This is a genomic window from Amycolatopsis sp. NPDC054798 (assembly GCF_053611505.1).
The window spans coordinates 1-23,932 of record NZ_JBSHAM010000012.1; the positions used below are offsets into that span (position 1 = coordinate 1).

Sequence of the window (23,932 nt, forward strand, 5' to 3'; positions counted from 1 at the left end):
GGGTGCGTCAGATGCACCCAATGCCACATTGGGGCGCACCCGACGCGGCGGCTGGGCGGGTCGTGAAGGACTCCTTGAGGGAATCCAAGTCCGTGAAGGGCCCCTTCACGGCACCGTGGGTCGTGAAGGACTCCTCGAGGGAATCCAAGTCCGTGAAGGTTCCCCTCACAGCACTGCGAGTCGTGAAGGCCGCCTGCGGGAACCAGAGTCCGTGAAGGTTCCCCTCACGGACGTTCAGCGGCGTCGACGACGTCGTCGCGGAACGGGAGCGGGAAAATCGTCCGGTTCCGGAGTGGGAGTCTCCGCGGGGGCGGGGCTGCTCAGCCCCAGCATCTCCGCCGCCAGCTCCTGCGACGAGGCGAAGCGTCCGGTGGGTTTGTCCTTGGCCCGGCGCAGCGCGGACGGGCGCAGCCGGTTGTAGCCGCGCACCGCGATCGGGCGCCGGGTGCGGAGATCGAACTGCGGCAGCGATTCCAGCTCTCCGGCCAGCTCCCGATCGACCAGTACAGTCCCGGGGCGGGCGGCGGACGTGAGCCGGGCGGCGAGGTTCACCACCGAGCCGTACACGTCGCCGAAGCGGGACAGCACCCGGCCGGACGCCATTCCGGCGCGGACTGCGGGCAGGCCGCCGTCTTCACCGGTGCGTTCGGCTAGCGTCAGTGCGATTTCCGCGCCGTCGGCGGGGGAGTCGGTGACGAAGAGGACCTCGTCGCCGATCATTTTCACGACTCGGCCGTGGTGTTCGGCGATGACTTCGGTGGCTAGGGATTCGAAGCCGTCCAGGACCTGGGTCAGTTCTTCCTCGTCGGCTTCCCTCGTGAAGCGGGTGTAGCCGACCATGTCCACGAAACCCACGACCAGCGCGCGCGTCTCCAGGTCCTCGTCGGGACTGGCGAAGGCGCGGCCGGCGAACGCAGCCAGGTGCCGCCGCCAGACGTAGTTCTGGACTTGCTCCAGCTCCGGCAGCAGGCGCTCGACGAGCCGGGTGACTTGGCGGTCGCTGCGGGCCATTTCCGGGTTTTCGGTGATCAGCTCCCACAGCATGTGCACCTGCCACTCGGCCAGCCGGGACAGATGCTGGCCGAGGGCACGGGTCACCGCGACTTCCATGCCGGGCGCGACGAGTCCGGAACTCACCAGACCGTCGGCGATGCGCATCGCTTCGACGTCCGCGTCGGTGAACACCATCTCGTCGTCTTCGACGGTGGCGAAACCCAGCGCCCGCCACAGCCGGCGCGAGCGCTCTTCGGGCACCCCGGCCCGTTTCGCGACTTCGAGCCGGGTGTAGCGGCGGGGCCCGCCGAGCAGGGCGCGTTCCAGCCGCTGCTGCAGGTCCCGGGAAGTATCGGCCACGGACTCAGGTGGTGTGCACGATCAGCACGTCGACGCCCGACTTCCGGGCCACTTCCGACGGCACCGAGCCCAGGATCCGGCCCGCGAGGGTGTTGAGGCCGCGGTTGCCGACCACGAGCAGGTCGGCCTTGCGGTCCTTCACGACCTTCCGCAGCATGTCGACCGGCTGGCCCTCCAGCGCGACCGTTTCGATGCTGGTGGCGCCGACCTTGGCCGCGCGGTCGCGCGCGGACTGCAACGTGTCCTCCGCGGGGGCCGACCCGACCACCTGGTAGGCCTCGTCGCCCAGTTCGTCCTGCGCGCGTTCTACGTCCTGGCGGCTGGCCGGGTGGTACGCGCAGACGACGACCAGCGTCGCCCCTGCGTCGGCAGCCACCCCGGCGGCCTTGTCCACCGCGGCGAAAGACGAGTCGGACCCGTCCGTGCCCACCACCACAGTCCGATAGACAGCCATCCACAACCTCCCGGCGAATCGGTCAGCGGGGCGGCGCGGCCCCTTCGCGGGGGAAGGTTACTCGCCAGTCGGTTTTCCCGCCGGGCGCGGTTGCGGCTGCGGCTTGGGCACGTCGGACGTGCGCAGCCGGACGGTCTGCTCGACGTCGCCGCCGCCCGCTGGCTTTCCGCTGTTCGCCGGGGCGTTCTTGCTGCCCTGACCAGCGGAATTCTGGCCGGCCGGAGCGCTGGTCTTGCCGCTTGGCGCGGCCGTCGCGCCGCCGCTGCCCTGCGCACCCGCGGCCTTGCCGCCCGCCTGCGGGCCGGAGGCGGTGCTGCCGTTCGCGGCGGACTTCGGCCCGGTCCCGTTGGCCTCGTCGACCGCGGCCTTGATGTCCGCCGGGACGGCCCCGTCGGTCTCGCCGAGCACGTGCTGCGCCTCGGCCAGCACCGTGCGCGCCGACCGGACCTGCTCGGCCAGGCTCGCCCGCACCGCGCGCAGCGCCTCGACCCGCTCGTTGGCCTGGGTGATCCGGCGGTTGGACTCGTCGGTGGCGGTGCGGACGCGGCGGCGGGCCTCGTCGGCCGCTTCCGCGAGCCGCGCGTTGGCCTCGGTGATCGAGTCCTGGCGGCGCTTGTTCGCGTCGGCGACCGATTCGCGCTGGCGGCGGTCGATGTCGGCCTTGGCCGCGGTCTCCTCCTCGAGCACCTTCGCCCGGATCGCGGCGGCGTCCTCGGCGGCCTCGCGGACCCGGCGCTCGGCCTCGGCCTTGCTGGCCGCCTCCTGCTCGGCCAGCACGCGCATCGCCTCGGCGCGGCGGGTGGCCATGGCGATCTCGAAGTCTTCCTCGACCTGCGTGCGGCGGGCCTCGGACTCCGCGTCGAGCTTCTTGCGCTCGGCCTCGGCCTCGTCGGTGATCCGCTTGGCCTCGGCGCGCGCGTCTTCCAGCACCTTGCGGTGCTCGGCTTCCATCTCCTTGCGGCGCAGGTCGAGCTCGGTGAGCAGCTGCTCGTACCGGGCGCGCATGGCGCTGGCGTCGGTCTCCGCCTTGGCCCGGATGTGGCCGGCTTCGGCCTCGGCGCGGGCGCGCGTGTCCGCGGCCTCGTCCTGCGCCAGCCGCAGCATCCGCTGGAGGCGCTCGGACAGTCCTTCGACGCTGGTCGGCGGCTGCGCGAGACGGTCGACCTGACCGCGCAGATCGGCGATCTCGCCGCGCGCGACTTCCAGCTGCCGGGCCAGATCGCCGGCTTGGGCGATGGCGGCGTCGCGGTCGGCGGTGAGCATCTTCAGGTCGCCGTCGAGCCGTTCCAGGTGCTCGTCGACCTGCGCCCGGCTGTACCCCCGCTTCGCTACGTCGAAGCCGGCTCCCAGCGGCACGAGTTCGCGTTCATCGCCAAGACTCATGCCACCACCGTAGTCGCTCCGCGGTCACGGACGGGTGAGCACCCACGGGGTCCGGCCGCTCGTGCGGCGAGCGGCCGGACCGAAGAGGCAGGTGGCCTGCCCTCACGCCCCGCGGAAGGCGTTGATGCCGTCGAGGTGCTTCGCGCGCAGTTCCTCGTCGCGCACGCCGAGCCCTTCTTCGGGGGCGAGCGCGAGCACGCCGACCTTGCCCTGGTGCGCGTTGCGGTGCACGTCAAGGGCGGCCTGGCCGGTCTCTTCGAGCGAGTACGTCTTCGACAGCGTCGGGTGGATGAGGCCCTTGGCGATCAGCCGGTTCGCCTCCCACGATTCGCGGTAGTTCGCGAAGTGCGAGCCGATGATGCGCTTGAGGTTCATCCACAGGTACCGGTTGTCGTACTGGTGCATGTACCCCGAGGTGGACGCGCAGGTGACGATGGTGCCGCCCTTGCGCGCGGCGTAGACGGAGGCGCCGAAAGTCTCCCGGCCCGGGTGCTCGAACACGATGTCCGGGTCCTCGCCGCCGGTCAGCTCGCGGATCTTCGCACCGAACCGCTGCCATTCCTTCGGGTCCTGCTCGTTCTCGTTCTTCCAGAACTGGTAGCCCTCCGCGGTGCGGTCGATGATCAGCTCCGCGCCGAGCTTGCGGCAGATCTCGGCTTTTTCGGGGCTGGACACGACGCACACCGGGATCGCGCCGCCGTTGAGCGCGTACTGCGTCGCGTACGAGCCGAGCCCGCCCGACGCGCCCCAGATCAGCACGACGTCGCCCTGCTTCATGTCCGCGCCGTTGCGTGACACCAGCTGCCGGTACGCGGTCGAGTTCACCAGCCCGGGGGAGGCGGATTCCTCCCAGGTGAGGTGGGCAGGCTTCGGCATCAGCTGGTTCGCCTTGACCAGTGCGATCTCGGCCAGCCCGCCGAAGTTCGTCTCGAAGCCCCAGATCCGCTGCTCGGTGTCGAGCATCGTGTCGTTGTGCCCGTCCGGGCCTTCCAGCTCGACGTTCAGGCAGTGCGCGACGACCTCGTCGCCGGGCTTCCAGTTGTGCACGCCCGCGCCGGTGCGCAGCACGACGCCGGACAGGTCGGAGCCGACGACGTGGTACGGCAGGTCGTGCCGTTTGGCCAGCGGCGAGAGCTTCCCGTACTTGCGGAGGAACTTGAACGTCGGGATCGGCTCGAAGATCGACGTCCAGACAGTGTTGTAGTTGATCGCGCTGGCCATCACCGCGACCAGCGCCTCGCCCGGGCCCAGCTCCGGCGTCGGCACGTCGTCGACGTGCAGCGAGCGGCGCGGGTCCTTGTCGCGGCTTTCGAGGCCTTCGAACATGTCGACCTCGTCGGCGTGCACGGTGACGCCCCGGTAGCTCTCGGGCACGGGCAGCTCGGCGATCGCGTCGAGGCGGCCGTCCAGGATCGCCTGCTTGATCTCGTCGAGGTGCGTCATCGGGAACCTCCAGGGGTCGGTCGCGGCGCGACAGGACGAAATTACTCGTCGGTAACCGGGGGCCTCACTGTACGAGACGGAAGGCCCTTCGACGACTCGAAGTGTGACCAAGGAATCTTGACCGGCTGGCCAGTCAAGGAGCAGTATCGGAGATGGGAAATCTCCCTGAACGGCTCTTTTCCGGCGGAGGTGAGCACGAATGAGTGAAGTCTCGACGCGCGCCTGGACGCGGCCCTACGACTGGGCCGAGGTCGTGATTGGTGTTGTCGCCGCTCTTTCACCCCTTTGGCTGAGCACGAACACCACGATGGTGTGGACGATGGTGATCCTCGGTGCGCTGATCGCGATCGACGGCCTGGTGTCGCTCGCGGCGCCGAGCATGGTTTACGGCGAGGGCGTGCAGATCGTCCTCGGCGCGCTGCTGTTCATCGCGCCGTGGGTGATGGGGTACACGGAACTCAACGGGGCGTCGTGGACGTCCTGGGTCGCCGGTGCGCTGACGATCATCGCCGGCGCGGCCGCGATGCCGGAGGCCAACGCCGCGCACCGGATGGCTGGGCAGCACTGATCGGGGCAGCGGAGCCTCGGCTAGGACGGGTTGAGGCAAGCGTGGCGAAGCCACTCCGTTGAGGGTGGCGGAGGGGAGGAAGGCGGAGATGACCGACGACTCGGCGAAGGAACGGATCCTGTGCGCGGCGGAGGAGCTGTTCGCCGAGTCCGGCTTCGAAGCGACCCCGACGTCCCGCATCGCGGAGCGCGCCGGGGTCCCGAAGGGTCTGGTCCACTACTACTTCCGCCGCAAGTCCGACCTGCTGGCCGCACTGGTCGACCGGCTGCCGGACGAACGCATCGAACCCGCCGCGGTCGTCGTTCCCGGCGACCTGGCGGGTTCCCTGCGCAAACTCGTCAGCGAACTCGACCGCCGGTTCACCGGTTCGCTCGGGCTCTCGCACCTGCTGTGGCGCGAAGCCGACACCCACCACGTGGTCCGCGACGCGCTGTCCGAACGGTTCCAGCAACTGGTCCGGCTGATGCGCTCGGTGATCGTGGCCGCGACCGGCGGACGGCTCGCCGGAGCGGACATCGACAACGCGTCCGGGCTGCTGGCGCGAGCGGTCACCCACCGGCACGCGACGGCCCGGCACACGGGGGACGACCGTCCGGCGGAGTTCGACGGGGAGCTGACGTTCGTGGCGAACGCGTTGTCTGCCCGGGCGGCCAAGGGGACGCCGCCGGCTTCGGCGGTCTGAGGGTTTCGCCGCTTCGCGCGCCCCAATGTGGCATTGGGTGCGTCGCACGCACCGAACGCCACATTGGGTGCGTCAGATGCACCCAATGTGGCATTGGGGCGCGGTTCAGTGCGAGGCGGCGGGCTCCACCAGTTCGACCAGAACCCCGCCCGCGTCCTTCGGGTGCACGAAGTTCACCCGGCTGTTCGACGTCCCGCGCTTGGCCTCCGCGTACAGCAACCGCAAGCCCTTCTCCCGCAGCGCCGCCGCCGCAGCGTCCACATCGGACACTCGCAGCGCGAGCTGCTGCAGGCCGGGCCCGTTGCGTCCGATGAACTTCGCGATCGTCGAATCGTCGCGGGACGGGGCGAGCAGCTGGATCATCGTCTCGGTGCCCGCGGTACCCGGGGCGCGCAGCATCGCCTCGCGCACGCCCTGCTCGTCGTTCACCTCCTCGTGCGCGACCTCCAGGCCGAAGTGGTCGCGGTGGAAGGCGATGGCCGCGTCGAGGTCGGGCACGGCGATCCCGACGTGGTCGATCGCGGTCACGAACGGCTTGAGCACGGATGCGCTGGGCTCGGTGTCCATACCGGGGAGGATAAGCCCCGGCGGGCCTCGCGGAACCCTGCGTGCGCCCCCTCACACTGGCTCCATCAAGACGCGCCGCGGACCCCGCGAAGGCCGTATCGTGGGAACACTGCCAGTGCACCGATGCTTTGGAGGACGACGTGTCCGGTTCCGTGATCCTGGGCGCAGCCCGTACCCCGATCGGGCGGCTGCTCGGCTCGTTGAAGGACTTCTCGGGAGCCCAGCTGGGCGGGATCGCGATCAAGGCCGCGCTCGAACGCGCCGGCGTCTCCCCGGACCAGGTCCAGTACACCATCATGGGCCAGGTGCTCACCGCCGGCGCGGGCCAGATCCCGGCGCGCCAGGCCGCGGTCGCCGCGGGCATCCCGATGGACGTCCCGGCGCTGACCATCAACAAGGTCTGCCTTTCCGGCCTCGACGCGATCGCGCTCGCCGACCAGCTGATCCGCGCGGGCGAGTTCGACCTCGTCGTCGCGGGCGGCCAGGAGTCGATGACGCAGGCGCCGCACCTGCTGCCGAAGTCCCGCTCGGGCTTCAAATACGGCGACACCACGCTCGTCGACCACATGGCCTACGACGGCCTGTTCTGCGCGTTCGACCAGGTCGCGATGGGCTCGTCGACGGAGAAGTACAACAGCCGTTACGGCGTCACGCGAGAGCAGCAGGACGCGTTCTCCGCGCGTTCGCACCAGCGGGCCGCGGCCGCGATCGAGGCCGGGTTCTTCCGCGAGGAGATCGCGCCGGTGTCGATTCCGCAGCGCAAGGGCGACCCGGTGGTGTTTTCCACTGACGAGGGCGTGCGGGCCGACACCACTGGCGAGAGCCTGGCGAAGCTGCGTCCGGCGTTCGCCTCGGACGGCACCATCACCGCGGGTTCGGCGTCGCAGATTTCCGACGGCGCGGCCGCGGTGATCGTGGCCAGCCCGGAGAAAGCGGCCGAGCTGGGCATCACGCCGCTGGCCGAGATCGGCGCGCACGGGGTCGTCGCCGGTCCGGACGCGAGCCTGCACGAGCAGCCGTCGAACGCGATCCGCGCCGCGCTGAAGAAGGCGAAGCTGGACGTGTCCGACCTGGACCTGGTGGAGATCAACGAGGCGTTCGCCGCGGTCGGCCTGGTGTCGAGCGAGAAGCTCGGGCTGGACGAGTCGAAGGTGAACGTCAACGGCGGCGCGATCGCGCTCGGCCACCCGATCGGCGCTTCCGGCGCGCGGCTGGCCGTGCACCTGGTGCACGAGCTGCGCCGTCGCGGCGGCGGTCTCGGCGCGGCCGCGTTGTGCGGTGGCGGCGGCCAGGGCGATGCGCTGCTGATCCGCGTCCCGTCGGCGTAAGTTGGCCGGCCCGGACCTCGACGAGCTGGTCGGCCGCGCGCGGGAAGGACAACCGCGCGCGGTCGCCCGGCTCATTTCTCTTGTCGAGGATTCCTCGCCGCGAGTGGCGGACATCGCCCGCGCGTTGACGCCTTACACCGGCCGCGCCCGGGTCGTCGGGCTCACCGGTCCGCCGGGGGTCGGCAAGTCGACCTCGACGTCCGCGCTGCTGACCGCGTTGCGTGGCGAGGGTTTGCGCGTCGGGGTGCTGGCGATCGATCCGTCGTCGCCGTTCTCCGGCGGCGCGCTGCTCGGCGACCGGATCCGGATGACCGAACACGCCACCGATCCCGGCGTGTTCATCCGCTCGATGGCCACCCGGGGGCATCTCGGCGGCCTTTCGTGGGCGACCCCGCAGGCGGTGCGGGTGCTGGACGCCGCCGGGTTCGATGTCGTGCTGATCGAGACTGTCGGGGTTGGACAGTCCGAAGTGGACGTTGTGAAACTGGCCGACACCACTGTCGTGCTGCTGGCACCGGGAATGGGCGACGGCATCCAGGCGGCGAAAGCGGGCGTGCTGGAGATCGCGGACGTGTTCGTGGTCAACAAAGCCGACCGCGACGGCACCGACGCGACGGTGCACGACCTGAAGCAGATGATCAGCCTGGCGCGCCGCGAACTGCGCGGGCCGAGCTGGCGGCAGCCGATCGTCCGCACAGTGGCGGCGAAGGGCGAGGGCGTCGACGAGGTGGTGTCGGCGTTGCGCACGCACCGCGAATGGCTTGTCGCGCATGGGGAATTGGACCGCCGCCGCGCCGCTCGCGCCCGGGAGGAAGTCGCCGCGATCGCGTTGCGGAGGTTGCACGCGGAGCTGGCGGACCTCCGGCACGGCGACCGGCTGGGCGATCTGGCGGCGCGAGTAGTGGCCAGGGAACTGGACCCGTTCGCGGCGGCGGACCGGTTGATCGCGGAACTGAAGGGCTAACGCGCGGCTTGCGCGGCCTCGTACAACGGCTTCGTCACCTTGCCGCTGAACTGCGGCCCCACCAAATACCGCGTGCAGCCCGCATCGCGCTCGCACGGTTTCCCGTCCGCGGCAAAGAATCCCGCGTGCGTGTTGTCTCCGACGACCGTTCCCAGCCCCGTCGCCGGGTTGAAGTCGCGCAACCGGGGACCGCCGCTTGAACCGCCGCCCATGACGCACGCCGTGCCCCACACATCGGGAGAGTCCGGATAGGTGGGCGTACCGGTCCAATGCCGTGCGGTGCCAGTGCAATACGCCAACCTCGCCCCGGTGTACTCCGGAAGCCCTTCGCGCGCCGGATCGGACGCCGCCCGCGGATAGCCGAACTGCGTCACCTTCGCGCCGCCCGGCCGGTCGAACCCGATCTGCTGCGCGCCGCCGACCGCGTCCTGCACCAGTTGTCCCGCTTCGTTCGGCCCGAGGACCGCGAACGCCTGGTCGTAGGTGTCGAACTTTTGCGCGTTCTGCTGGTCGTTCGCGAGCCAGGTGCGGTCGACGACGCCGATCCGGGCGGCGAACTTCCCGTACGGCGCCTGGCCGTCGTGGTAGCCGGGGACGAACATGACGTGCGCGTTCCAGGCGTTGTGCTCGCCGAGGAGGTCGGTGTTGTTGACGCAATGTCCGGCGGTGACGATCGTGCTGCGGTTCTTGCTGCGGACGACGGTTGCCGTGCAGCTCGCGTCCTCGCCGTGGTCGGTGTAGAAGAGCCGGCCGATCGTCTTGGGGAGCGGGTCCGGCCACGGGGCTCCGTCGGGGCCGCTCTTCGGCGGGTTCTGCGACGACGGTTCGGTCAGCGCGGCCAGGCGTTGCGGGGTCCAGTAGGCGACCACCGCCTGCTGTTCGGCAGCGGAGGACGCGAGCGGTTGCTGAACCGGACCGGCGGGGACGGTGAGCAGTCCGGCGACCAGACCGGCGAGGAGGGGAGTGATCATGGAACCGCACGGTAGGACGCGGGTGTCAGGAACCGGTCAGGATGCGACTTTCGCCGGAAGCGCGGGCAGTTTCCCGTCCCTATACTGCGATCCTCCGTGCACTGGGAGGGAACCGGAATGAAGAAACTGCTCGTGTCCGTGCTGACCGCGTTGTCGCTGGTCGCGGTCGCCGCACCGGCTTCGGCCGCGGAAGCGGCGCCGAAGCCGAAGGTCACGTCGGGGCCGTGCCAGTACACCGAAACCCCGGACGACCCCGCGGTGCGCCCGGTGTCCCTGCCGCGCGACCCGAAGCACACGCCGGACCACGGCAGCGTCGATGTCGCTGTTCTCTCCAACCAGGGCTTTCTCCCGCTGCGGCTCGACCGCGCGCAGGCACCGTGCACGGTGCAGAGCTTCCTGCACTTGGCGGCGAACGGCTTCTACAACAACACGACCTGTCACCGGCTCACCGCGTACCCGACGCTGAAGGTCCTGCAGTGCGGCGACCCGTCGGGCACCGGCGAGGGCGGCCCGGGCTACAAGTTCCGCGACGAGCTGCCGACGACGCTCCCGCCCGCTCCGTCCGACCCGACTGGCAAGCGGCGGACGTACGCGCGCGGTCTGCTGGCGATGGCGAACGCCGGGCCGGCCACGAACGGATCGCAGTTCTTCGTGGTGTACGGGGATTCCAGCCTGCTGCCGAACTACACGGTCTTCGGCACGGTCGGCTCGGCCGGGCTGCGCACCCTGGATCGCGTCGCGGCGGGTGGGATCCAGCCGGACGCGGACACGCCGCCGGGGAAGACTCCGGTGGACGGGAAGCCGGTGCGCAAGACGGATCTGGGGTTGGTTCTGCCGCTCTGCCTGTTCTGCGGGCGCTGAGGCCGGACCCGGTAAAACGGAGGCATGCGACCCGAACCTGGTCAGGTACTGCATTTCTCTGAGGAACCGGGGATCACGCGTTTCGTGCCGCACGTCGCGGCGACCGCGCGGCAGCCGCAGCCCTACGTCTGGGCGGTCGATGCCGCCCGCTGCCCGGATTACTGGTTTCCGCGCGACTGTCCTCGGGCGATGGCATGGGCGACGCCGTCGACCACGGACGACGACCGGGCGCGGATCATCGGCACCGGAGACCGGGTCCACGCCGTCGAATATCGCTGGCTGGACGCGCTCCGGACGGCGGAATTGTTCGCCTACCGGCTTCCCGCGGCCAGTTTCCGGCCGTTCGGCGAGCCGGTCCCGCACGCCCACGTCGCCACCGAACCGGTCGAACCGCTCGGCCCCGCCGAACCGGTCGGCGATCTCCTGCGCCTGCACGAGGAGGCGGGGATCGAGTTGCGGGTGCTCGCGAACCTCTGGCCGTTCTGGGACGCGGTGACCGCCAGCACGGCGGGGTTCAGCGGGATCCGGCTCCGCAATGCTCAGCCGCGAGCCTGACTGGCCCATCGCACCCACGCTGAACTGGACCACCCGCCTAGGCCAATCCCGATTAGCGTGGAGGGCATGACGAAGCGAATCCCGCTCGCCACGGGCGGGTTTTATCAAGCGATGTCCCATCTGCAAGGCGAGGTGAAGAAGGCCAGCGCGAACGCGGGGCTCGACGCGAAGCTCATCGAACTGGTCAAGATGCGCGCGTCGCAGATCAACGGGTGCGCCTACTGTCTCGACATGCACGCCGCGGAAGCGGTCGCGGCCGGGGAATCGCCGCGGCGGCTCTACGTGCTCGAGGGGTGGCGCGAGACGGAACTGTTCACCGAACAGGAACGCGCCGCGCTCGCGTACACCGAGGCGATGACCCTGATCTCGGACCACAAAGACGTCCCCGAAGACGTCTACGCCGAGGCGGTCCGCGTGTTCACCGAAGACCAGTACCGTGCGCTGGCGTGGTGCGTCGTCGCCATCAACACCTGGAACCGGCTCATGGTCACGAGCCACGCCGCCTTGCCGGAGCGTGCGGAGTGACCGCCGAGAAGCTGCGGGCGCTGCACGTCCCGGGGAAGCCGCTGATCCTGCCGAACGCCTGGGACGCGGATACCGCACAGGCGGTGGAGAAAGCCGGATTCCCAGTGGTGGCAACGAGTTCCGCGGCGGTCGCGGCGGCGCTCGGGCAAGCGGACCACGAAGGCGCGTCCGCGGACGAGATGCTCGCGGCGGCCAAGCGGATCGTGGACGCGGTGTCGGTCCCGGTGACTGTGGACGCCGAGGCCGGATATGGCTTGGCTCCAGCGGAACTCGCTGCCCGGCTGAAGGAAATCGGTGCGGTCGGCTGCAATATCGAGGACACCGACCACGGCAAGGGCGCGTTGCGGCCCACGGCCGAACAAGCTGAGCGGATCGCTGGGCTGCGTCGCGCGGCTGGCGACGGGCTGGTGGTCAACGCGCGGGTGGATTCGTTCCTCGGCGCGCCGGACGAGCAAGCGGTGCTCGACGACGCCGTGGCTCGAGGCCGCGCGTACCTCGAAGCCGGTGCCGACTGCGTGTACCCGATTCTCGTGCGTTCGCCGGAGGTGCTGGCCGAATTCGTCCGCCAGGTGGGCGGTCCGGTCAACGCTTCGGCGCTGCCCGGCGGTCCGGGGCTGGCCGGGCTTGCCGAACTGGGGGTAGCCCGGATTTCCCTGGGGGCCGGGCTGTGGCGCTATCTGCGCCGCGTGCTGGAAAGCACGCTCGACGGGATCTCGCAGGGGAAGCTGCCGTATTGAAAAAACCGAAAAAACCGCTGGGTGCCGCGGCGAAGCGGCACCCAGCGGTTTCGGGGCGTAAAACTCAGTGCTCCACGGCTTTTTCCGCGCCGGCGCCGGTGAGCGCCCGGACTTCCATTTCGGCGAACTTCGCCTTGTCGTGTTCCTTCGACAGGATCGTGCCGAGCCAGCCGAGAACGAAGGCGATCGGAATGGACACCAGGCCCGGGTTGTCGAGCGGGAACCAGTGGAAGTCGACGCCCTGCAGCATCGACGCGCTCTTGCCCGTCTTCGGGTCGACCGGCTTCCCGGAAACGGCGGGGGAGAACACGATGAGCACGATCGTCACGATCAGCCCGCCGTAAATGCTCCACAGCGCGCCCTGGGTGTTGAACCGCTTCCAGAACAGCGAGTACAGAATCGTCGGCAGGTTCGCCGAAGCCGCCACCGCGAACGCCAGCGCCACCAGGAACGCGACGTTCTGCCCGTTCGCCAGAATGCCGCCGAGAATCGCGACAACACCGATCACCACGGCGGTGATCCGCGCGACGCGGACCTCCGAACCGGTGTTGGCCTTGCCCTTCTTCAGCACGTTCGCGTAGACGTCGTGGGCGAACGAGGCGGACGCGGTGATCGTCAATCCCGCGACCACGGCGAGAATCGTGGCGAACGCGATCGCCGAGATCAACCCGAGCAGCACCGGGCCGCCGAGGTTCAGCGCGAGCAACGGCGCCGCGGAGTTCACGCCGCCCGGGGCCTTCTTGATCGCGTCCGGTCCGACCAGCGCGCCCGCGCCGTAGCCGAGCACCAGCGTGAACAGGTAGAACACGCCGATCAGCACGATCGCCCACACCACCGAACGACGCGCCTCGCGCGCGGTCGGCACCGTGTAGAAACGCATCAGCACGTGCGGCAGGCCCGCGGTGCCCAGCACCAGCGCGATGCCGAGGGAGAAGAAGTCCAGCTTCGTCGTGCCGTCCTTGCCGTACTGCTTGCCCGGCCCGAGCAGCGCTTCCCCGGCCTTGCCTGCCTTGTCGACCGCGCCCTGCAGCAGCGAGGAGAAGTTGAAGCCGTACTTGCCGAGCACCCACAGCGTCATCGCCAGCGCGCCGATGATCAGCAGCGCCGCCTTGATGATCTGCACCCAGGTGGTGCCCTTCATGCCGCCGATGAGGACGTAGGCGATCATGATCACGCCGACCACCGCGATCACCAGCGACTGCGCGGCCTTGCCCTCGATGCCCAGCAGCAGCGCGACCAGCCCGCCCGCGCCAGCCATCTGCGCCAGCAGGTAGAAGAACGACACCACGAGCGTCGAAATCGCCGCCGCCGCGCGCACCGGACGCTGCTTCATCCGGAACGCCAGCACGTCGCCCATGGTGAACTTGCCGGTGTTGCGCAGCAGTTCCGCCACCAGCAGCAACGCGACCAGCCATGCCACCAGGAAGCCGATCGAGTACAGGAACCCGTCGTAGCCGTACACCGCGATAGCGCCGGCGATGCCGAGGAACGACGCCGCCGACAGGTAGTCGCCGGAGATCGCGATGCCGTTCTGCGGGCCGGTGAACGCGCGGCCGGCCGCGTAGTAGTCGGATGCGGTCTTGGTGTTGCGGCTGGCGCGGAACACGATCACCAGGGTGATGACCACGAACAGCGCGAAGATCGTGATGTTGAGCGTGGGATTGCTGCCCTCGACGCTCGCGGCGAGTGTCTTCACGCTCCCTCCTTCGCCGGGTTTTCGATGTCGTCCTTGATCCGCTCGGCCAGCGGGTCCAGCTTCTTGTTGGCGTAGCGCACGTACAGCCACGTGATCAGGAACGTGGACACGAACTGCAGCAGCCCGAAGAGGAGCCCGACGGTGAAGTTGCCGGCGATCTTCGTGCTCATGAAGCCGTGCGCGTAGTCGGCGAGCAGGACGTAGAGCAGGTACCAGGCGAGGAACAGGCCGGCCATCGGGAACACGAACCGGCGCAGCCGGCCGCGGAGTTCGCGGAACTCGGCGCTGTCGTGCGCCTGCTCCCAGATCGTGTCCGGCGGCGCGCCGGACGGGTCGCCTGCGCTCATGGGATCTCCCTTGTGCGACGCTGCGGATGTGGTGCGCGACACAGTAGGGAGGACTCCGAGCCAGCGGAACCGTCAGCGGCTTAAACGCCTCGCCGCACGACGAACGGTTGACGAACGGTCACCGAGGGTGGACGAAGGGCGCTCGTCGAGATGCAAACGCAACATCGCGGCCCCGGCCCAGGACGGTGGGCGCCCGCGCAGTGACACCGTGATCATCACGCCGAACGCGAGCGGTACCGACCAGGGTGCCGGTTGCGAGACCAAGATCGCCACCCAACCATGCAACGACGGTCCGGCCAGCGCAAACAGGATGGACCCGGACGAGGCAGCCAGCCCGGTGAGCACGCCCGCGATCGCACCCGCCGCGGTGAGCCGCTGCCACCAAATGCCGAGCACGAGCAGCGGGCAGAACGTGGACGCGGCGACGGTGAACCCCCACGTCACCAGCACTCCGGCGTCGAGCCGCGCGGACGGCAGCGCGAGCAGCACCATCGCGATCGCGGCGAACACGACCGTCACGCGCAGCCGGCGCAGACCGCCGGGCATCAGGTCGTAGGCGAGCGCGCCGGACATCACCAGCAGCAACCCCAGCGACGTCGCCAGAAACGCGGCGAAAGCGCCCGCGGTGAGCAACGCGGTGAACAGCTGTCCGGCCCAGCTGTGGTCGACCTGCGATGGCAGCGCGACGACCACGGTGTCGGTGTTGCCGGACAGGTATAGCTGCGGCACGAGCACCCGGCCGAGCACGCCGTAGATGCCGGGGAAGAGATAGAAAACCCCGAGCAGTGCGACGGTGATCGCGGCGGTGCGGCGCGCGGCGCGGCCGTCCGGGCTGGTGTGGAAGCGCATCAGGACGTGCGGCAGGCCCATCGTGCCGAGCACGGTCGCGATGAGGACCGCCCAGGTGCCGAGCAGCGGGTAGCCCTTGTCGATTTCCAACAGCGGACGCTGCCAGTCGGGCCCGCCGAGCGCGACCTCTCCGCTGACGCCGGGAACCTGCGCCCCGGCGGCGAAGGTGAGCTGTTCTCCCTTGTGCACCACCAGTTGTCCGGGTGGGACGGTGCCGCGGTTCTCGATCGCGGTGGGTTCGCGGAAGGTGAGGGTGGCGTCGTGGTCGAACTGCACCGGGGTGGCGTGCGAGAAGCGGGTGAACTCGACCGGCGTGAGGCTCGCGTCTCGGGTGTCGGCACCGACCTGGAGCACCAGCCACAGCGCGGGGACGAGGAACAGCACGAGTTTCAGGAAGAACTGGAAAGCCTGGACGTACGTCGCGGCGCGCATCCCGCCGAGCGCGAGCGTGACGCTGACGGCGGTGCCCGCGATGACCACACCGACCCAGTACGGAGTCCCGCCCACCGCGGTGAGCACCAGCCCGGCGGTGCGGAATTGCGGGACTACGTAGATGGTCCCGATCACCAGCACGACAACCGCGGCGAGGCGGCGCAGCGCGGGGGAGGCGAGGCGTGCTTCGGCGAAGTCGGGGACGGTGAGCGCGCCGGACCGTCGCATTGGTGCCGCGACGAGCACCAGCATCGCGACGTACCCCGCGGTGAAGCCGACCGGGTACCACAGCGCGCCGACGCCGTCCTTCACCATTAGTCCGGCGACACCGAGGAACGACGCTGCGGAGAGGTATTCGCCGGAGACCGCGGCGGAGTTGACGAACGGCGAGATTCGCCGTGATGCCACCAGGAAGTCGGATGTCGTGCGCATGGCGGCGACCCCGCGCACGCCGATGAGCAGCGTGACGAGGACGACCGGGGCTACCGCGAGCGCGATGTCCATCTAGCCGCTCCCGCTCGGCGCTGCAGCCCCAATGCGGCATTGGGTGCATGCGACGCACCGAATGCCACATTGGGTGCGTGAGATGCACCCAATGTGGCATTGGGGCGCTGCGGGCACTCGGCTCACCGATCGTCCTCGATCTTCTCTGCGCGGCGCAGCTGCCACCACGAGAGCCCGGCCAGCACCGGATACGGCAGGACCGCGATCAGCAGCCAGGACAGCGGAATTCCCCACAGCCGCACGCTGTCGAGCGACGGGACGAGGGAGAACAGCACCGGCAAACCCAGCACCAGCACGAACATCGCCACCAGAGCGGGGATTCCGCGGCGGCGCTGGATCCGGTACAGGACTGCCGCGCGTTCTGCTTCCGGGGCGCGGAGGCGGGGCATCCGCCAGCGGCCGCGTTCGAGCCGCCGGGAGCGGGCGAGCCTGGTCTGCGGGCTGGTGACGGCGACGCGTTTGGTGCGGCTCATCGGGCGGCCAGCGCAAGGCTCGTGAGTGCTGGTGCCGGTTCTAGCCGGGTTTGCCGCTCACGAGACGTAAGGGGGTGGGTGGTTGAGGGGTGTGGCGTGGGCCTTGTGAGTGCGGGTGCCGGTTCTAACCGGCATTGCCGCTCACGAGCCGCGAGAAGCCCGCCGGTGAAGCACGCGCCGCCCGTCACCGGGCGCTCCCCAGCTGTCCGCGCTGCGCCGCCTCCAGCAACCGGTCCCGCAGATCCCGCGCATGCCGCCGGCTCACCGGCACGTCGCCGGCCTCGGTGTGCGCCAGCAACCCGCCCGTCGTATCGCTCCGCAGCTCCAGCACCGCACTGACCGCGAGCAGGAATCCCCGATGCACCCGGGTAAACCCAGTGCCCTCCCAATACTCCTCGAGCCGCGAGATCGGCATCCGCACGGGATGCACGCCGCCTCTCGTGTGCAGCCGGACGTAATCGCCATTGGCTTCGGCGAACAGCACGTCGTCGCGGCGGACGTAGCGGGTACGGCCGCCGGAATCGACCGGCAACGCGGCCATCGCGTCCGGAGAGGACCGTCGACGCCCGCTCGGCACCAACCGCGTGACCTTCGCGAGCGCGGCGGAAAGCCGTTCCGTGCGGACGGGTTTGAGCAGATAGTCCACCGCGCCGATGCCGTACGCGGCCACCGCGTGCCCGTCGTGCGCGGTGACGAATACGATCACCGGCGGTTCGGACAGTTTCGCCAGCAGCGACGCGAGTTCCAGCCCGTCCAAGCCCGGCATGGAAATATCGAGGAAGACCGCGTCGAAATGGTCTGCCTGCAACAGTTTCAGCGCCTTCAACGCATCGCTCGCGCCGACGACCTCGCCGACTTCCGGCGCCTCGCGCAGCATCCGGCACAGTTCGTCCAAGGCTGGCGCGAGATCGTCGACCGCCAGCACCCGCAGCCCGCTCACGGCAGCACCCCCGGCTGGAACCGCGGCACCCGCAGCACGACCCGGGTGCCTTCGCCGACCGCGGTTTCCACCGTCAACCCGTACCAGGCCCCGTACACCGTCCGCAATCGTCTGTCCACATTGGCCAGTCCGAGTCCGGTGCCGTCGCCGCTGCCCGCGAGGATGGCGGCGGCGCGTTCGGGCTCCATGCCGACCCCGTCGTCCTCGACGCTGATCACGCAGTCGTTCCCTTCCGCCTGTCCGTGCACCTGGACGAGCCCGGTGCCCGACCGCGGCTCGATGCCGTGCCGGATCGCGTTTTCCACGAGGGGTTCGAGTACCAGGTACGGCACCGCCACCGCAAGCACTTCCGGCGCGACCCGCACCTGCACCTTCAGTCTTTCGCCCAGCACCGCCCGCTGCAGCGCGAGATACGTTTCCACCGCGCGGAACTCCTCGGCGACCACGGTGTACTCGCCGTGCCGCGACAGGCTGTAGCGGGTGTAGTCGGCGAAATCGAGCATCAGATCGCGAGCACGGTCCGGTTCGGAACGGACGAACGACGCGATGACGGTGAGTGCGTTGTAGACGAAATGCGGCGACATCTCCGCCCGCAAGGCCCGAAGCTCGGCTTGGGCCGCCTGGTCCGCGGAAGCTTCGAGCCGCCCCCGTTCCAAAGCTTGCACCACGAGGTCCGCCGCCTGCCGCGTGACCGCGCCGGGCACCTCGCCGACCAGCAGCAACGCGCCCACCAGTTCGTCGTGGACGTGCAGCGGAACGGCGGTCACGCTACCCGCGGTGACCGGTTCTTCCTGGTGCAGCACGTCGTCCAGCGCTTGGGACACCGCGTCGTCGGCACCCGGCCGCCCGGACCACATCAACGTGCCGGACAGATCCGCCAGGCCCAGCCCCGCCACCTCGAACAGCCGCCGCAGCCCGTGCGCGGCCCGTCGGGCGCGCACTGCGGACAGGCCGTCCTTCAGGTCGTCGGCGACCTTCCGCGCCGCCCCGAGCACGCCGACAGCGTCCGGGCGGGAGCGCCACGGCAGCCGGGCACTCTCGGTCATCGACGAGCCTCCCCTCGGGTACCTGGGGGAGTTGATACTAGCGCTGAAGACGGCGAAGGGGACTTTCGTGCGGAAAGTCCCCTTCGATCGCGATCAGAGGCTAGCAGCTCTGCTTGTAGAAGTACTTCGAGTTGGCGTCCAGGTCGTCCTTGGTGATCGAGTGCAGTTCGGCGGTCAGGTTCCGCTCGTTCGGCTTGCCCTCGAGCGCGGCCACCGCCTGGTCGACGCCCTTGGTGCCGATCTGCGCCGGGTCCTGTGCGATGAGCGCCTGGTACTCGCCCTTCTTCAGACCGTCTACTTCGGACGGGCTGGCGTCGAAGCCGACCAGGTTGACCTTGCCGATCTTGCCCGAGTTGCGCAGACCGGTCGCCGCGCCCTCGCCGGTGTTGAGGTTGGTGGCGAAGATGCCGATCAGGTCCGGCGTCGAGACCAGTGCCGCGGTCACCTTCGACGCGGCTTGGTCCGGTTCGTTCTTGGTGAACTGGATGCCCGCGGACTTGAGGTTCGGGTGGTTCTTCAGCTCGTCCTCGAAGCCTTTCGCGCGGGCGGCAGTGGTGGACGTGCCCGCGATGGTGTCTAGGATCAGCACCGAACCCTGCTTGTCGCCGACCAGCTTCGCCATGGTCTGCGCGGCGAGCTTGCCGCCTTCGGCGTTGTCCGAGGAAACCGACGACACCGCGACGCTCTTGTCTTTGAGCGAAGTGTCGACCTCGACGATCTTCGCGCCGCGGTTCTTCACCAGCTGGATCGGAGCGAGCATCGCCTGGTCGTCGGTCGGCGCGACGAGCAGCGCGGCGGGCGGGTTGGAGCCCATCGCGTTCACGATCGGAGTCTGCATCGCCGCGTCGAACTTCTGCGGCGCCTGCGTGGTCAGCTCGTAACCGAGCTTCTTCGCTTCCGCCTCCGCGCCGCACTGCATCGAGATGTAGAACGGCTCCGCCTGCACACCTGGCACCAGCGCGAGCTTCTTGCTGTTCGCGGAGTTGCCGCCGGGCTTGTCTCCGGACCCGCTCTGTCCCACCTGCCCGGTGCCGCACGCGGTCACCAGCAGCGCCGCGGACGCGAGAGTCCCCGCGGCGAGGACGGTTTTGCTGAATTTCATCGTAAGCACCTCTTTGTACTCGGGGACCGGTTCAGCGGGAGTTGCGCTTGCGGCGGCGGCGCTGGTCGAACCACACCGCCGCGATCAGGACCGCGCCGATCGCGATGTATTGCCAATAGTCCTGCACGTGGGTGATGTTCAAGCCCTTGTTCAGCACCGCCGGGATGAACACCCCGATCACCGTGCCCAGCATCGAGCCGACGCCGCCGAAAAGGCTGGTGCCGCCCATCACCGTCGCGGAGATGGCGTTCAGATTGTCGTTGGTGTGCGCCGAGATCGTGGTCGAGTTCTGGTAAGCCAGCGACATGAAACCGGCGATCCCGGCCAGGAAACCGGTGAGCAGGTACACCTTCAGCAGGTGCGCGGTCACGCCGATGCCCGCCCGCCGCGCCGCCTCGGCGTTCGAGCCGACCGCGAACGTGTACCGGCCGAACCGCGTGGTGTGCAGCAGCCACGCGCCGATCAGCGTGATCACCACGGCCACCAGCACGAGGTTCGGGATCCCGCCGAACGACGTGCCGTAACCGAGGGTCTGGTTCAGTTCGGTGGGCACGCTGCGCACGTCCGACCCGTTGTTGAGCAGGTACGACACGCCGAGCGCGGCGCCCATGGTGCCGAGCGTGACGATCAGCGGCGGGATGCCCGCCACCGCGATGAGGAATCCGTTGATGAGGCCCCAGACCGTGCCCGCGAGCACCGCCGCGACGAGCCCGACGGTGATGACGCCCCAGCCGGCCTGCGTGGCGTTGCCGCCGCTGAGCGCCTCCATGGTCTTGCCCGCGACCATCCCGGCGAAGATCAGCACCGATCCGACGGACAGGTCGATGCCGGAGGTGATGATCACGAACGTCATGCCGACCGAAAGCACTAGCAGCACGGACGTTTCGATCAGCAGCGTCTGCAGGGTGAACAGATTCGCGAACTGGCCGCCCGCGATGGCGATGAACACGGCGATCAGCGCGATCAGGACCAGCGCGATCCAGAAGGTGTTGGCTCCGACGAGCCGTTTCCCCAGCGGAGGCTTGACGAACTCGCCGTCCACAGTGGTCTGAATGTCCTTCGTCGGAGCACTCATGCCGCCTCCTCCTGGACCAGCGCGCCGGTCATCGCCGCGACCAGGTCTTCGAGTTTCGTGTCCGGACCGGCGAACCGGGCGACGCGCCTGCCCTGCAGCAGCACCTCGACCCGGTCCGACACCGACAGCACCTCGGGCATGTTGTGGCTGATCAGCACCACCGCGATGCCCTTGTCCCGGACTTTCTTGATCACGTCCAGCACCCGTCCGCGCTGCCGCACGCCCAGCGCCGCGGTCGGTTCGTCCATGAACACGACCTTCGACGCCCAGGCCACCGACCGGGCCACCGCGACGCTCTGCCGTTGCCCGCCGGACAACGAGCCGATCGACACTTCGGTGCTCTGCAGCGTGACGCCGAGCTTCTCGAACTCGACCACGGCCTGCCGCCGCATCTCCGCCTTGTCAAGCATGCCGAGCTTGCCGAGGATGCCCTTGCGCGGGATTTCCCTGCCGAGGAAAAGATTCGCCGCCGGGTCGAGTTCGGGAGCGACGGCGAGATCCTGGTACACGGTCTCGATCCCGGCCCGGCGCGCGGCCACCGGCGAGTCAAGGTGGATCTCGCTGCCGTCGAGCAGGATCCTGCCCGACGTCGGCTGTTCGGCCCCGGACAGGCACTTCACGAGCGTGGACTTGCCCGCGCCGTTGTCGCCGATCAATGCGGTCACCTCGCCCGCGCGCGCCTGGAAAGACGCGCCGCGCAAGGCTTCCACCGATCCGTAGTGCTTGGTCAGGTCCACCGCGTCGAGCAGGATCTCGCTCATCGGCGCTAACTCCTTTCAGCGGCAGGCGGACGGCATCGGATGACAGTGAGCGCACCGGACAGCTCGGTCTGGCCCGCGGCGAACGGCACCGCGTAGGTGTCGCCCTTGGCCACCGGGAATTCGCCGCCGTTTTCGGTGCGCAGGGTGCCTTCGCCGTCGAGCGCGACGAGCACGCTGAACGACGGGTCGAGAGAGAAGGCGTTGCCGGACAACTGAATGCGGTCCGCGCGGAAGAACTCCGCCGAGTCCGGCGCGAGCAAGTCCACTGTGGTCGCTTCGTCGCCGGAGGTGTGCTTCACGATCGTCTTGAGCCGGTCGTCGTCCCAGCCCGAGGTGTCGAGCGTTTCGATCGCGGTGTCGAAACCGATGCCGAGGTGCCCCTTTTCCGGCGAGGCGAGGAAGTCACGCCATTCCAGGGTCAGCGAGAAGTCCGTCGGCTGCTGCAACTCGACCACGAACACGCCCTCGCCGATCGCGTGCGGCAGCCCGGCCGGGATGTAGACCGTGTCGCCCGCCTGCACCGGAATGCTGTTGAGCGCGCCCAGCATGCTCGGCGCGTCCTGTTCGCGAGTCCATTCGGCGACGGTTTCCTTGCTCAGCGTCTCCCGGAAACCCGGGTACACCCGCGGGTCGTCGCCGTAGGTGCCGACGACGATCCATGCCTCGGTCTTGCCGAAGTGCGAGTCGAAGTGCTTGCGGGCGAAGGAATCCGACGGGTGGAAGTGCACCGGCAGCCGCTGTCCGGCGTCGAGCAGTTTCACCAGCAGACCGGTCGAATCGCCGAGCTTGGCGACGTGCGCCGCGCCCAGCCACGCGTCCGCGTCGGCGCGGACGGCGTCGCGCAGCCAGACCCCGCTGGGCAGCTTGGTGAGGCCGTTGGTTTCCTGGCCGAACATGGTGGTGACGGAACCGACCCAGTCCTCCGGCCCGAACTTCGAGTCGGTGCCGCTGGCGCCGCGCAGGGCGGCGATGGCGTCGCCGCCCCGGTAGAACTGCGGCGGCTGGTTGGCCGGGAGCGCGACCGGTTCGAGGTGCTTGGTCACAGGGCGGCCTCACCGGAACCGCGGGCGACTAGGTGCACGGGCAGAACTACCTTTCTCGGGGCGGACTGGTCGCCCTGGATCCGGGCGAACAGCAGCTCGGCCGCTGCGTGCCCGAGGGCGCTGACGTCGTGGGCGATCACGGTGACCGGCGGGTCGAGCAGATCCGCCAGCTCGAAATCGTCGAAGCTCACCAGCGCTGGCCGGTGCTCGGAGTGCGCGAGCGCGCGCAGCAGGTGCACCGCGACCCGGTTGTTGCCCGCGATCACGGCGGTGGCCGGATTCGGCCCGCCGATCAGCTTGCGCACCGCCTGTCCGACGGTTTCCGGCGTCGGCGTCTGCATCGCCACGAGGCTCTCGTCGTAGGAGATCCCGTTGCGCACGCAGCCCTCGCGGAACCCGCGGAGCCGTTCGGCCGCGGTGAAGATGTCCGGGCTGTCGCCGAGGAAGGCGATCCGGCGGTGCCCGTGCCGCACGAGGTGGCCGACCGCCTCGATGGTGCCGCCGAGGTTGTCCACGAGCACGGTGTCGGCCACGATGTCGCCGGCCGGGCGGTCGAGGAACACCACCGGCGTGCCCGCGCGCATCTCCGGCACGAGATAGCCGTGCTGCAGCCCGGCGGGCACGATCAGCAGCCCGTCCACGCGCCGTGCGCAGAACTCCAGCGACAGCTCGCGTTCGCGGTCGGAGTTCTCGCCGGACGACCCGGTCAGCACATGTCTGCCGAACGACGTGGCGATCCGTTCCACCGCGCGGTTCAGCTCGGAGTAGAAGGGGTTGCCGACGTCCTCGACGACCAGGCCGATGGTGCCGGTGGTCGAGCCGCGGCGCAGGTTGCGCGCGCCGAGGTTCCGGCGGAACCCCAGCTGTTCGATCGCGGCCACCACGCGTTCGGCGGTGTCCGGATGCACCGCGGGTTCGTCGTTGACGACCCGCGACACCGTTTTGATGCTGACGCCGGCCAGCCGCGCCACATCGCTCATCGTGGCCCGCCTGCTGGCGGGGCGGGGAAGCCCGTCCGCGTCCCGGCCCGAGTGAGACAACGTTGTCATAATGCGGGGGATTGGACACCATCCGGCCGCTCGCTGTCAATGGCGCCCGGCCCGCGCTGCCCGCTTCGACGAATTCGCTGGTGCGGATGGTGGACATCGTTGTCTCGAATCGGACAGGCTCTCACCGCGGTCTTGACGATCCGGTGAGCCATTGCCCAAGGTGGCCCGCATCGACGGTGCGCGACAAGGTTGTCATCGATGCCTCGAAGGCCGGTGACGGCGGG

At 69.4% G+C, this 23,932-nt stretch carries 25 protein-coding genes; 8 read left to right on the forward strand and 17 right to left on the reverse strand.

The features are described from left to right. Positions 1 to 234: 234 nt before the first annotated feature. The 4 genes from ACWGIC_RS10340 to ccrA all read right to left on the reverse strand — a co-directional run bounded on the left by ACWGIC_RS10340 (position 235) and on the right by ccrA (position 4,633). Complete coding sequence (locus ACWGIC_RS10340; protein WP_452075601.1) at positions 235 to 1,353, reverse strand: adenylate/guanylate cyclase domain-containing protein; 1,119 nt, start codon at positions 1,351 to 1,353, stop codon at positions 235 to 237. 4 nt (positions 1,354 to 1,357) lie between these two features. Beyond that, positions 1,358 to 1,807, reverse strand: coding sequence for a universal stress protein (locus tag ACWGIC_RS10345; protein WP_452075602.1), 450 nt, complete (start codon positions 1,805 to 1,807; stop codon positions 1,358 to 1,360). 57 nt (positions 1,808 to 1,864) lie between these two features. Then, positions 1,865 to 3,163, reverse strand: a complete 1,299-nt coding sequence (locus ACWGIC_RS10350) for a chromosome segregation protein (protein WP_452075720.1) — start codon at positions 3,161 to 3,163, stop codon at positions 1,865 to 1,867. A gap of 129 nt (positions 3,164 to 3,292) precedes the next feature. Continuing rightward, positions 3,293 to 4,633, reverse strand: a complete 1,341-nt coding sequence (gene ccrA, locus ACWGIC_RS10355; RefSeq protein ID WP_452075603.1) for a crotonyl-CoA carboxylase/reductase — start codon at positions 4,631 to 4,633, stop codon at positions 3,293 to 3,295. Positions 4,634 to 4,832: 199 nt separating this feature from the next. Between ccrA and ACWGIC_RS10360 the strand changes: the two genes are divergently transcribed. Further along, a complete protein-coding gene (locus ACWGIC_RS10360) occupies positions 4,833 to 5,201 on the forward strand; it encodes an SPW repeat protein (protein ID WP_409182729.1) in 369 nt (122 codons plus the stop codon). Positions 5,202 to 5,289: 88 nt separating this feature from the next. Then, positions 5,290 to 5,883 (forward strand): TetR/AcrR family transcriptional regulator, encoded by a 594-nt coding sequence (locus tag ACWGIC_RS10365; RefSeq protein WP_452075604.1) that lies wholly within the window; start codon positions 5,290 to 5,292, stop codon positions 5,881 to 5,883. A 105-nt stretch (positions 5,884 to 5,988) separates the two neighbouring features. Here the strand turns inward: ACWGIC_RS10365 and mce are convergent, their stop codons facing one another. Continuing rightward, on the reverse strand, positions 5,989 to 6,450 hold the full coding sequence (gene mce / locus ACWGIC_RS10370; protein ID WP_452075605.1) for a methylmalonyl-CoA epimerase: 462 nt from the start codon (positions 6,448 to 6,450) through the stop codon (positions 5,989 to 5,991). A 140-nt stretch (positions 6,451 to 6,590) separates the two neighbouring features. On the opposite strand from mce, the gene ACWGIC_RS10375 reads away from it, so the two are divergent. Both ACWGIC_RS10375 and meaB read left to right on the forward strand, forming a co-directional pair. Beyond that, positions 6,591 to 7,778, forward strand: a complete 1,188-nt coding sequence (locus ACWGIC_RS10375; RefSeq protein ID WP_009073872.1) for an acetyl-CoA C-acetyltransferase — start codon at positions 6,591 to 6,593, stop codon at positions 7,776 to 7,778. 1 nt (position 7,779) lies between these two features. After that, positions 7,780 to 8,742 carry a methylmalonyl Co-A mutase-associated GTPase MeaB gene (meaB, locus tag ACWGIC_RS10380; RefSeq protein ID WP_452075606.1) on the forward strand — a complete coding sequence of 321 codons (963 nt, stop codon included), beginning with the start codon at positions 7,780 to 7,782 and terminating at the stop codon, positions 8,740 to 8,742. Here the strand turns inward: meaB and ACWGIC_RS10385 are convergent. Beyond that, positions 8,739 to 9,713 (reverse strand): trypsin-like serine peptidase, encoded by a 975-nt coding sequence (locus ACWGIC_RS10385; RefSeq protein ID WP_452075607.1) that lies wholly within the window; start codon positions 9,711 to 9,713, stop codon positions 8,739 to 8,741. The two genes, meaB and ACWGIC_RS10385, sit on opposite strands and share 4 nt — an antisense overlap. 117 nt (positions 9,714 to 9,830) lie before the next feature. Here ACWGIC_RS10385 and ACWGIC_RS10390 point away from each other — a divergent pair, with 117 nt between their 5' ends. The 4 genes from ACWGIC_RS10390 (at position 9,831) to ACWGIC_RS10405 (ending at position 12,391) form a co-directional block, all read left to right on the forward strand. Next, positions 9,831 to 10,574 (forward strand): peptidylprolyl isomerase, encoded by a 744-nt coding sequence (locus ACWGIC_RS10390; RefSeq protein ID WP_452075608.1) that lies wholly within the window; start codon positions 9,831 to 9,833, stop codon positions 10,572 to 10,574. 24 nt (positions 10,575 to 10,598) lie between these two features. Next, entirely contained in the window at positions 10,599 to 11,129 is a 531-nt protein-coding gene (locus ACWGIC_RS10395; RefSeq protein WP_452075609.1) for a DUF6886 family protein, read from the forward strand. A 66-nt stretch (positions 11,130 to 11,195) separates the two neighbouring features. Next, positions 11,196 to 11,654 (forward strand): carboxymuconolactone decarboxylase family protein, encoded by a 459-nt coding sequence (locus ACWGIC_RS10400; RefSeq protein WP_452075610.1) that lies wholly within the window; start codon positions 11,196 to 11,198, stop codon positions 11,652 to 11,654. Further along, positions 11,651 to 12,391 (forward strand): isocitrate lyase/PEP mutase family protein, encoded by a 741-nt coding sequence (locus ACWGIC_RS10405; RefSeq protein ID WP_452075611.1) that lies wholly within the window; start codon positions 11,651 to 11,653, stop codon positions 12,389 to 12,391. The genes ACWGIC_RS10400 and ACWGIC_RS10405 overlap by 4 nt, the downstream gene beginning before the upstream one ends. Positions 12,392 to 12,455: 64 nt before the next feature. On the opposite strand, the gene ACWGIC_RS10410 is transcribed toward ACWGIC_RS10405, so the two are convergent. From ACWGIC_RS10410 to ACWGIC_RS10460, 11 genes are all read right to left on the reverse strand, one after another. Continuing rightward, positions 12,456 to 14,087: a solute symporter family protein gene (locus ACWGIC_RS10410; RefSeq protein WP_452075612.1), complete on the reverse strand. Its 1,632-nt coding sequence runs from the start codon at positions 14,085 to 14,087 to the stop codon at positions 12,456 to 12,458. After that, positions 14,084 to 14,434 (reverse strand): DUF485 domain-containing protein, encoded by a 351-nt coding sequence (locus ACWGIC_RS10415; RefSeq protein ID WP_452075613.1) that lies wholly within the window; start codon positions 14,432 to 14,434, stop codon positions 14,084 to 14,086. The genes ACWGIC_RS10410 and ACWGIC_RS10415 overlap by 4 nt, the downstream gene beginning before the upstream one ends. A gap of 72 nt (positions 14,435 to 14,506) precedes the next feature. Further along, entirely contained in the window at positions 14,507 to 16,219 is a 1,713-nt protein-coding gene (locus ACWGIC_RS10420) for a sodium/solute symporter (protein WP_452075614.1), read from the reverse strand. A 122-nt stretch (positions 16,220 to 16,341) separates the two neighbouring features. Continuing rightward, positions 16,342 to 16,692: a hypothetical protein gene (locus ACWGIC_RS10425; protein ID WP_452075615.1), complete on the reverse strand. Its 351-nt coding sequence runs from the start codon at positions 16,690 to 16,692 to the stop codon at positions 16,342 to 16,344. Positions 16,693 to 16,876: 184 nt separating this feature from the next. Next, the gene (locus tag ACWGIC_RS10430; RefSeq protein ID WP_452075616.1) at positions 16,877 to 17,632 is read right to left on the reverse strand and encodes a LytR/AlgR family response regulator transcription factor; all 756 of its coding nucleotides are present in this window, start codon (positions 17,630 to 17,632) and stop codon (positions 16,877 to 16,879) included. Next, positions 17,629 to 18,678 (reverse strand): sensor histidine kinase, encoded by a 1,050-nt coding sequence (locus tag ACWGIC_RS10435; protein WP_452075617.1) that lies wholly within the window; start codon positions 18,676 to 18,678, stop codon positions 17,629 to 17,631. Before ACWGIC_RS10435 ends, ACWGIC_RS10430 begins: the two co-directional genes overlap by 4 nt. A 100-nt stretch (positions 18,679 to 18,778) precedes the next feature. Continuing rightward, positions 18,779 to 19,780, reverse strand: a complete 1,002-nt coding sequence (locus ACWGIC_RS10440; RefSeq protein WP_452075618.1) for an ABC transporter substrate-binding protein — start codon at positions 19,778 to 19,780, stop codon at positions 18,779 to 18,781. Positions 19,781 to 19,811: 31 nt separating this feature from the next. Then, complete coding sequence (locus ACWGIC_RS10445) at positions 19,812 to 20,855, reverse strand: ABC transporter permease (RefSeq protein ID WP_452075619.1); 1,044 nt, start codon at positions 20,853 to 20,855, stop codon at positions 19,812 to 19,814. Further along, positions 20,852 to 21,616, reverse strand: a complete 765-nt coding sequence (locus ACWGIC_RS10450) for an ATP-binding cassette domain-containing protein (protein ID WP_452075620.1) — start codon at positions 21,614 to 21,616, stop codon at positions 20,852 to 20,854. The genes ACWGIC_RS10445 and ACWGIC_RS10450 overlap by 4 nt, the downstream gene beginning before the upstream one ends. A 5-nt stretch (positions 21,617 to 21,621) precedes the next feature. Then, entirely contained in the window at positions 21,622 to 22,659 is a 1,038-nt protein-coding gene (locus ACWGIC_RS10455) for a class I mannose-6-phosphate isomerase (RefSeq protein ID WP_452075621.1), read from the reverse strand. After that, positions 22,656 to 23,639 (reverse strand): LacI family DNA-binding transcriptional regulator, encoded by a 984-nt coding sequence (locus ACWGIC_RS10460; RefSeq protein WP_116205532.1) that lies wholly within the window; start codon positions 23,637 to 23,639, stop codon positions 22,656 to 22,658. Before ACWGIC_RS10460 ends, ACWGIC_RS10455 begins: the two co-directional genes overlap by 4 nt. Between the last annotated feature and the right edge of the window lie 293 nt (positions 23,640 to 23,932).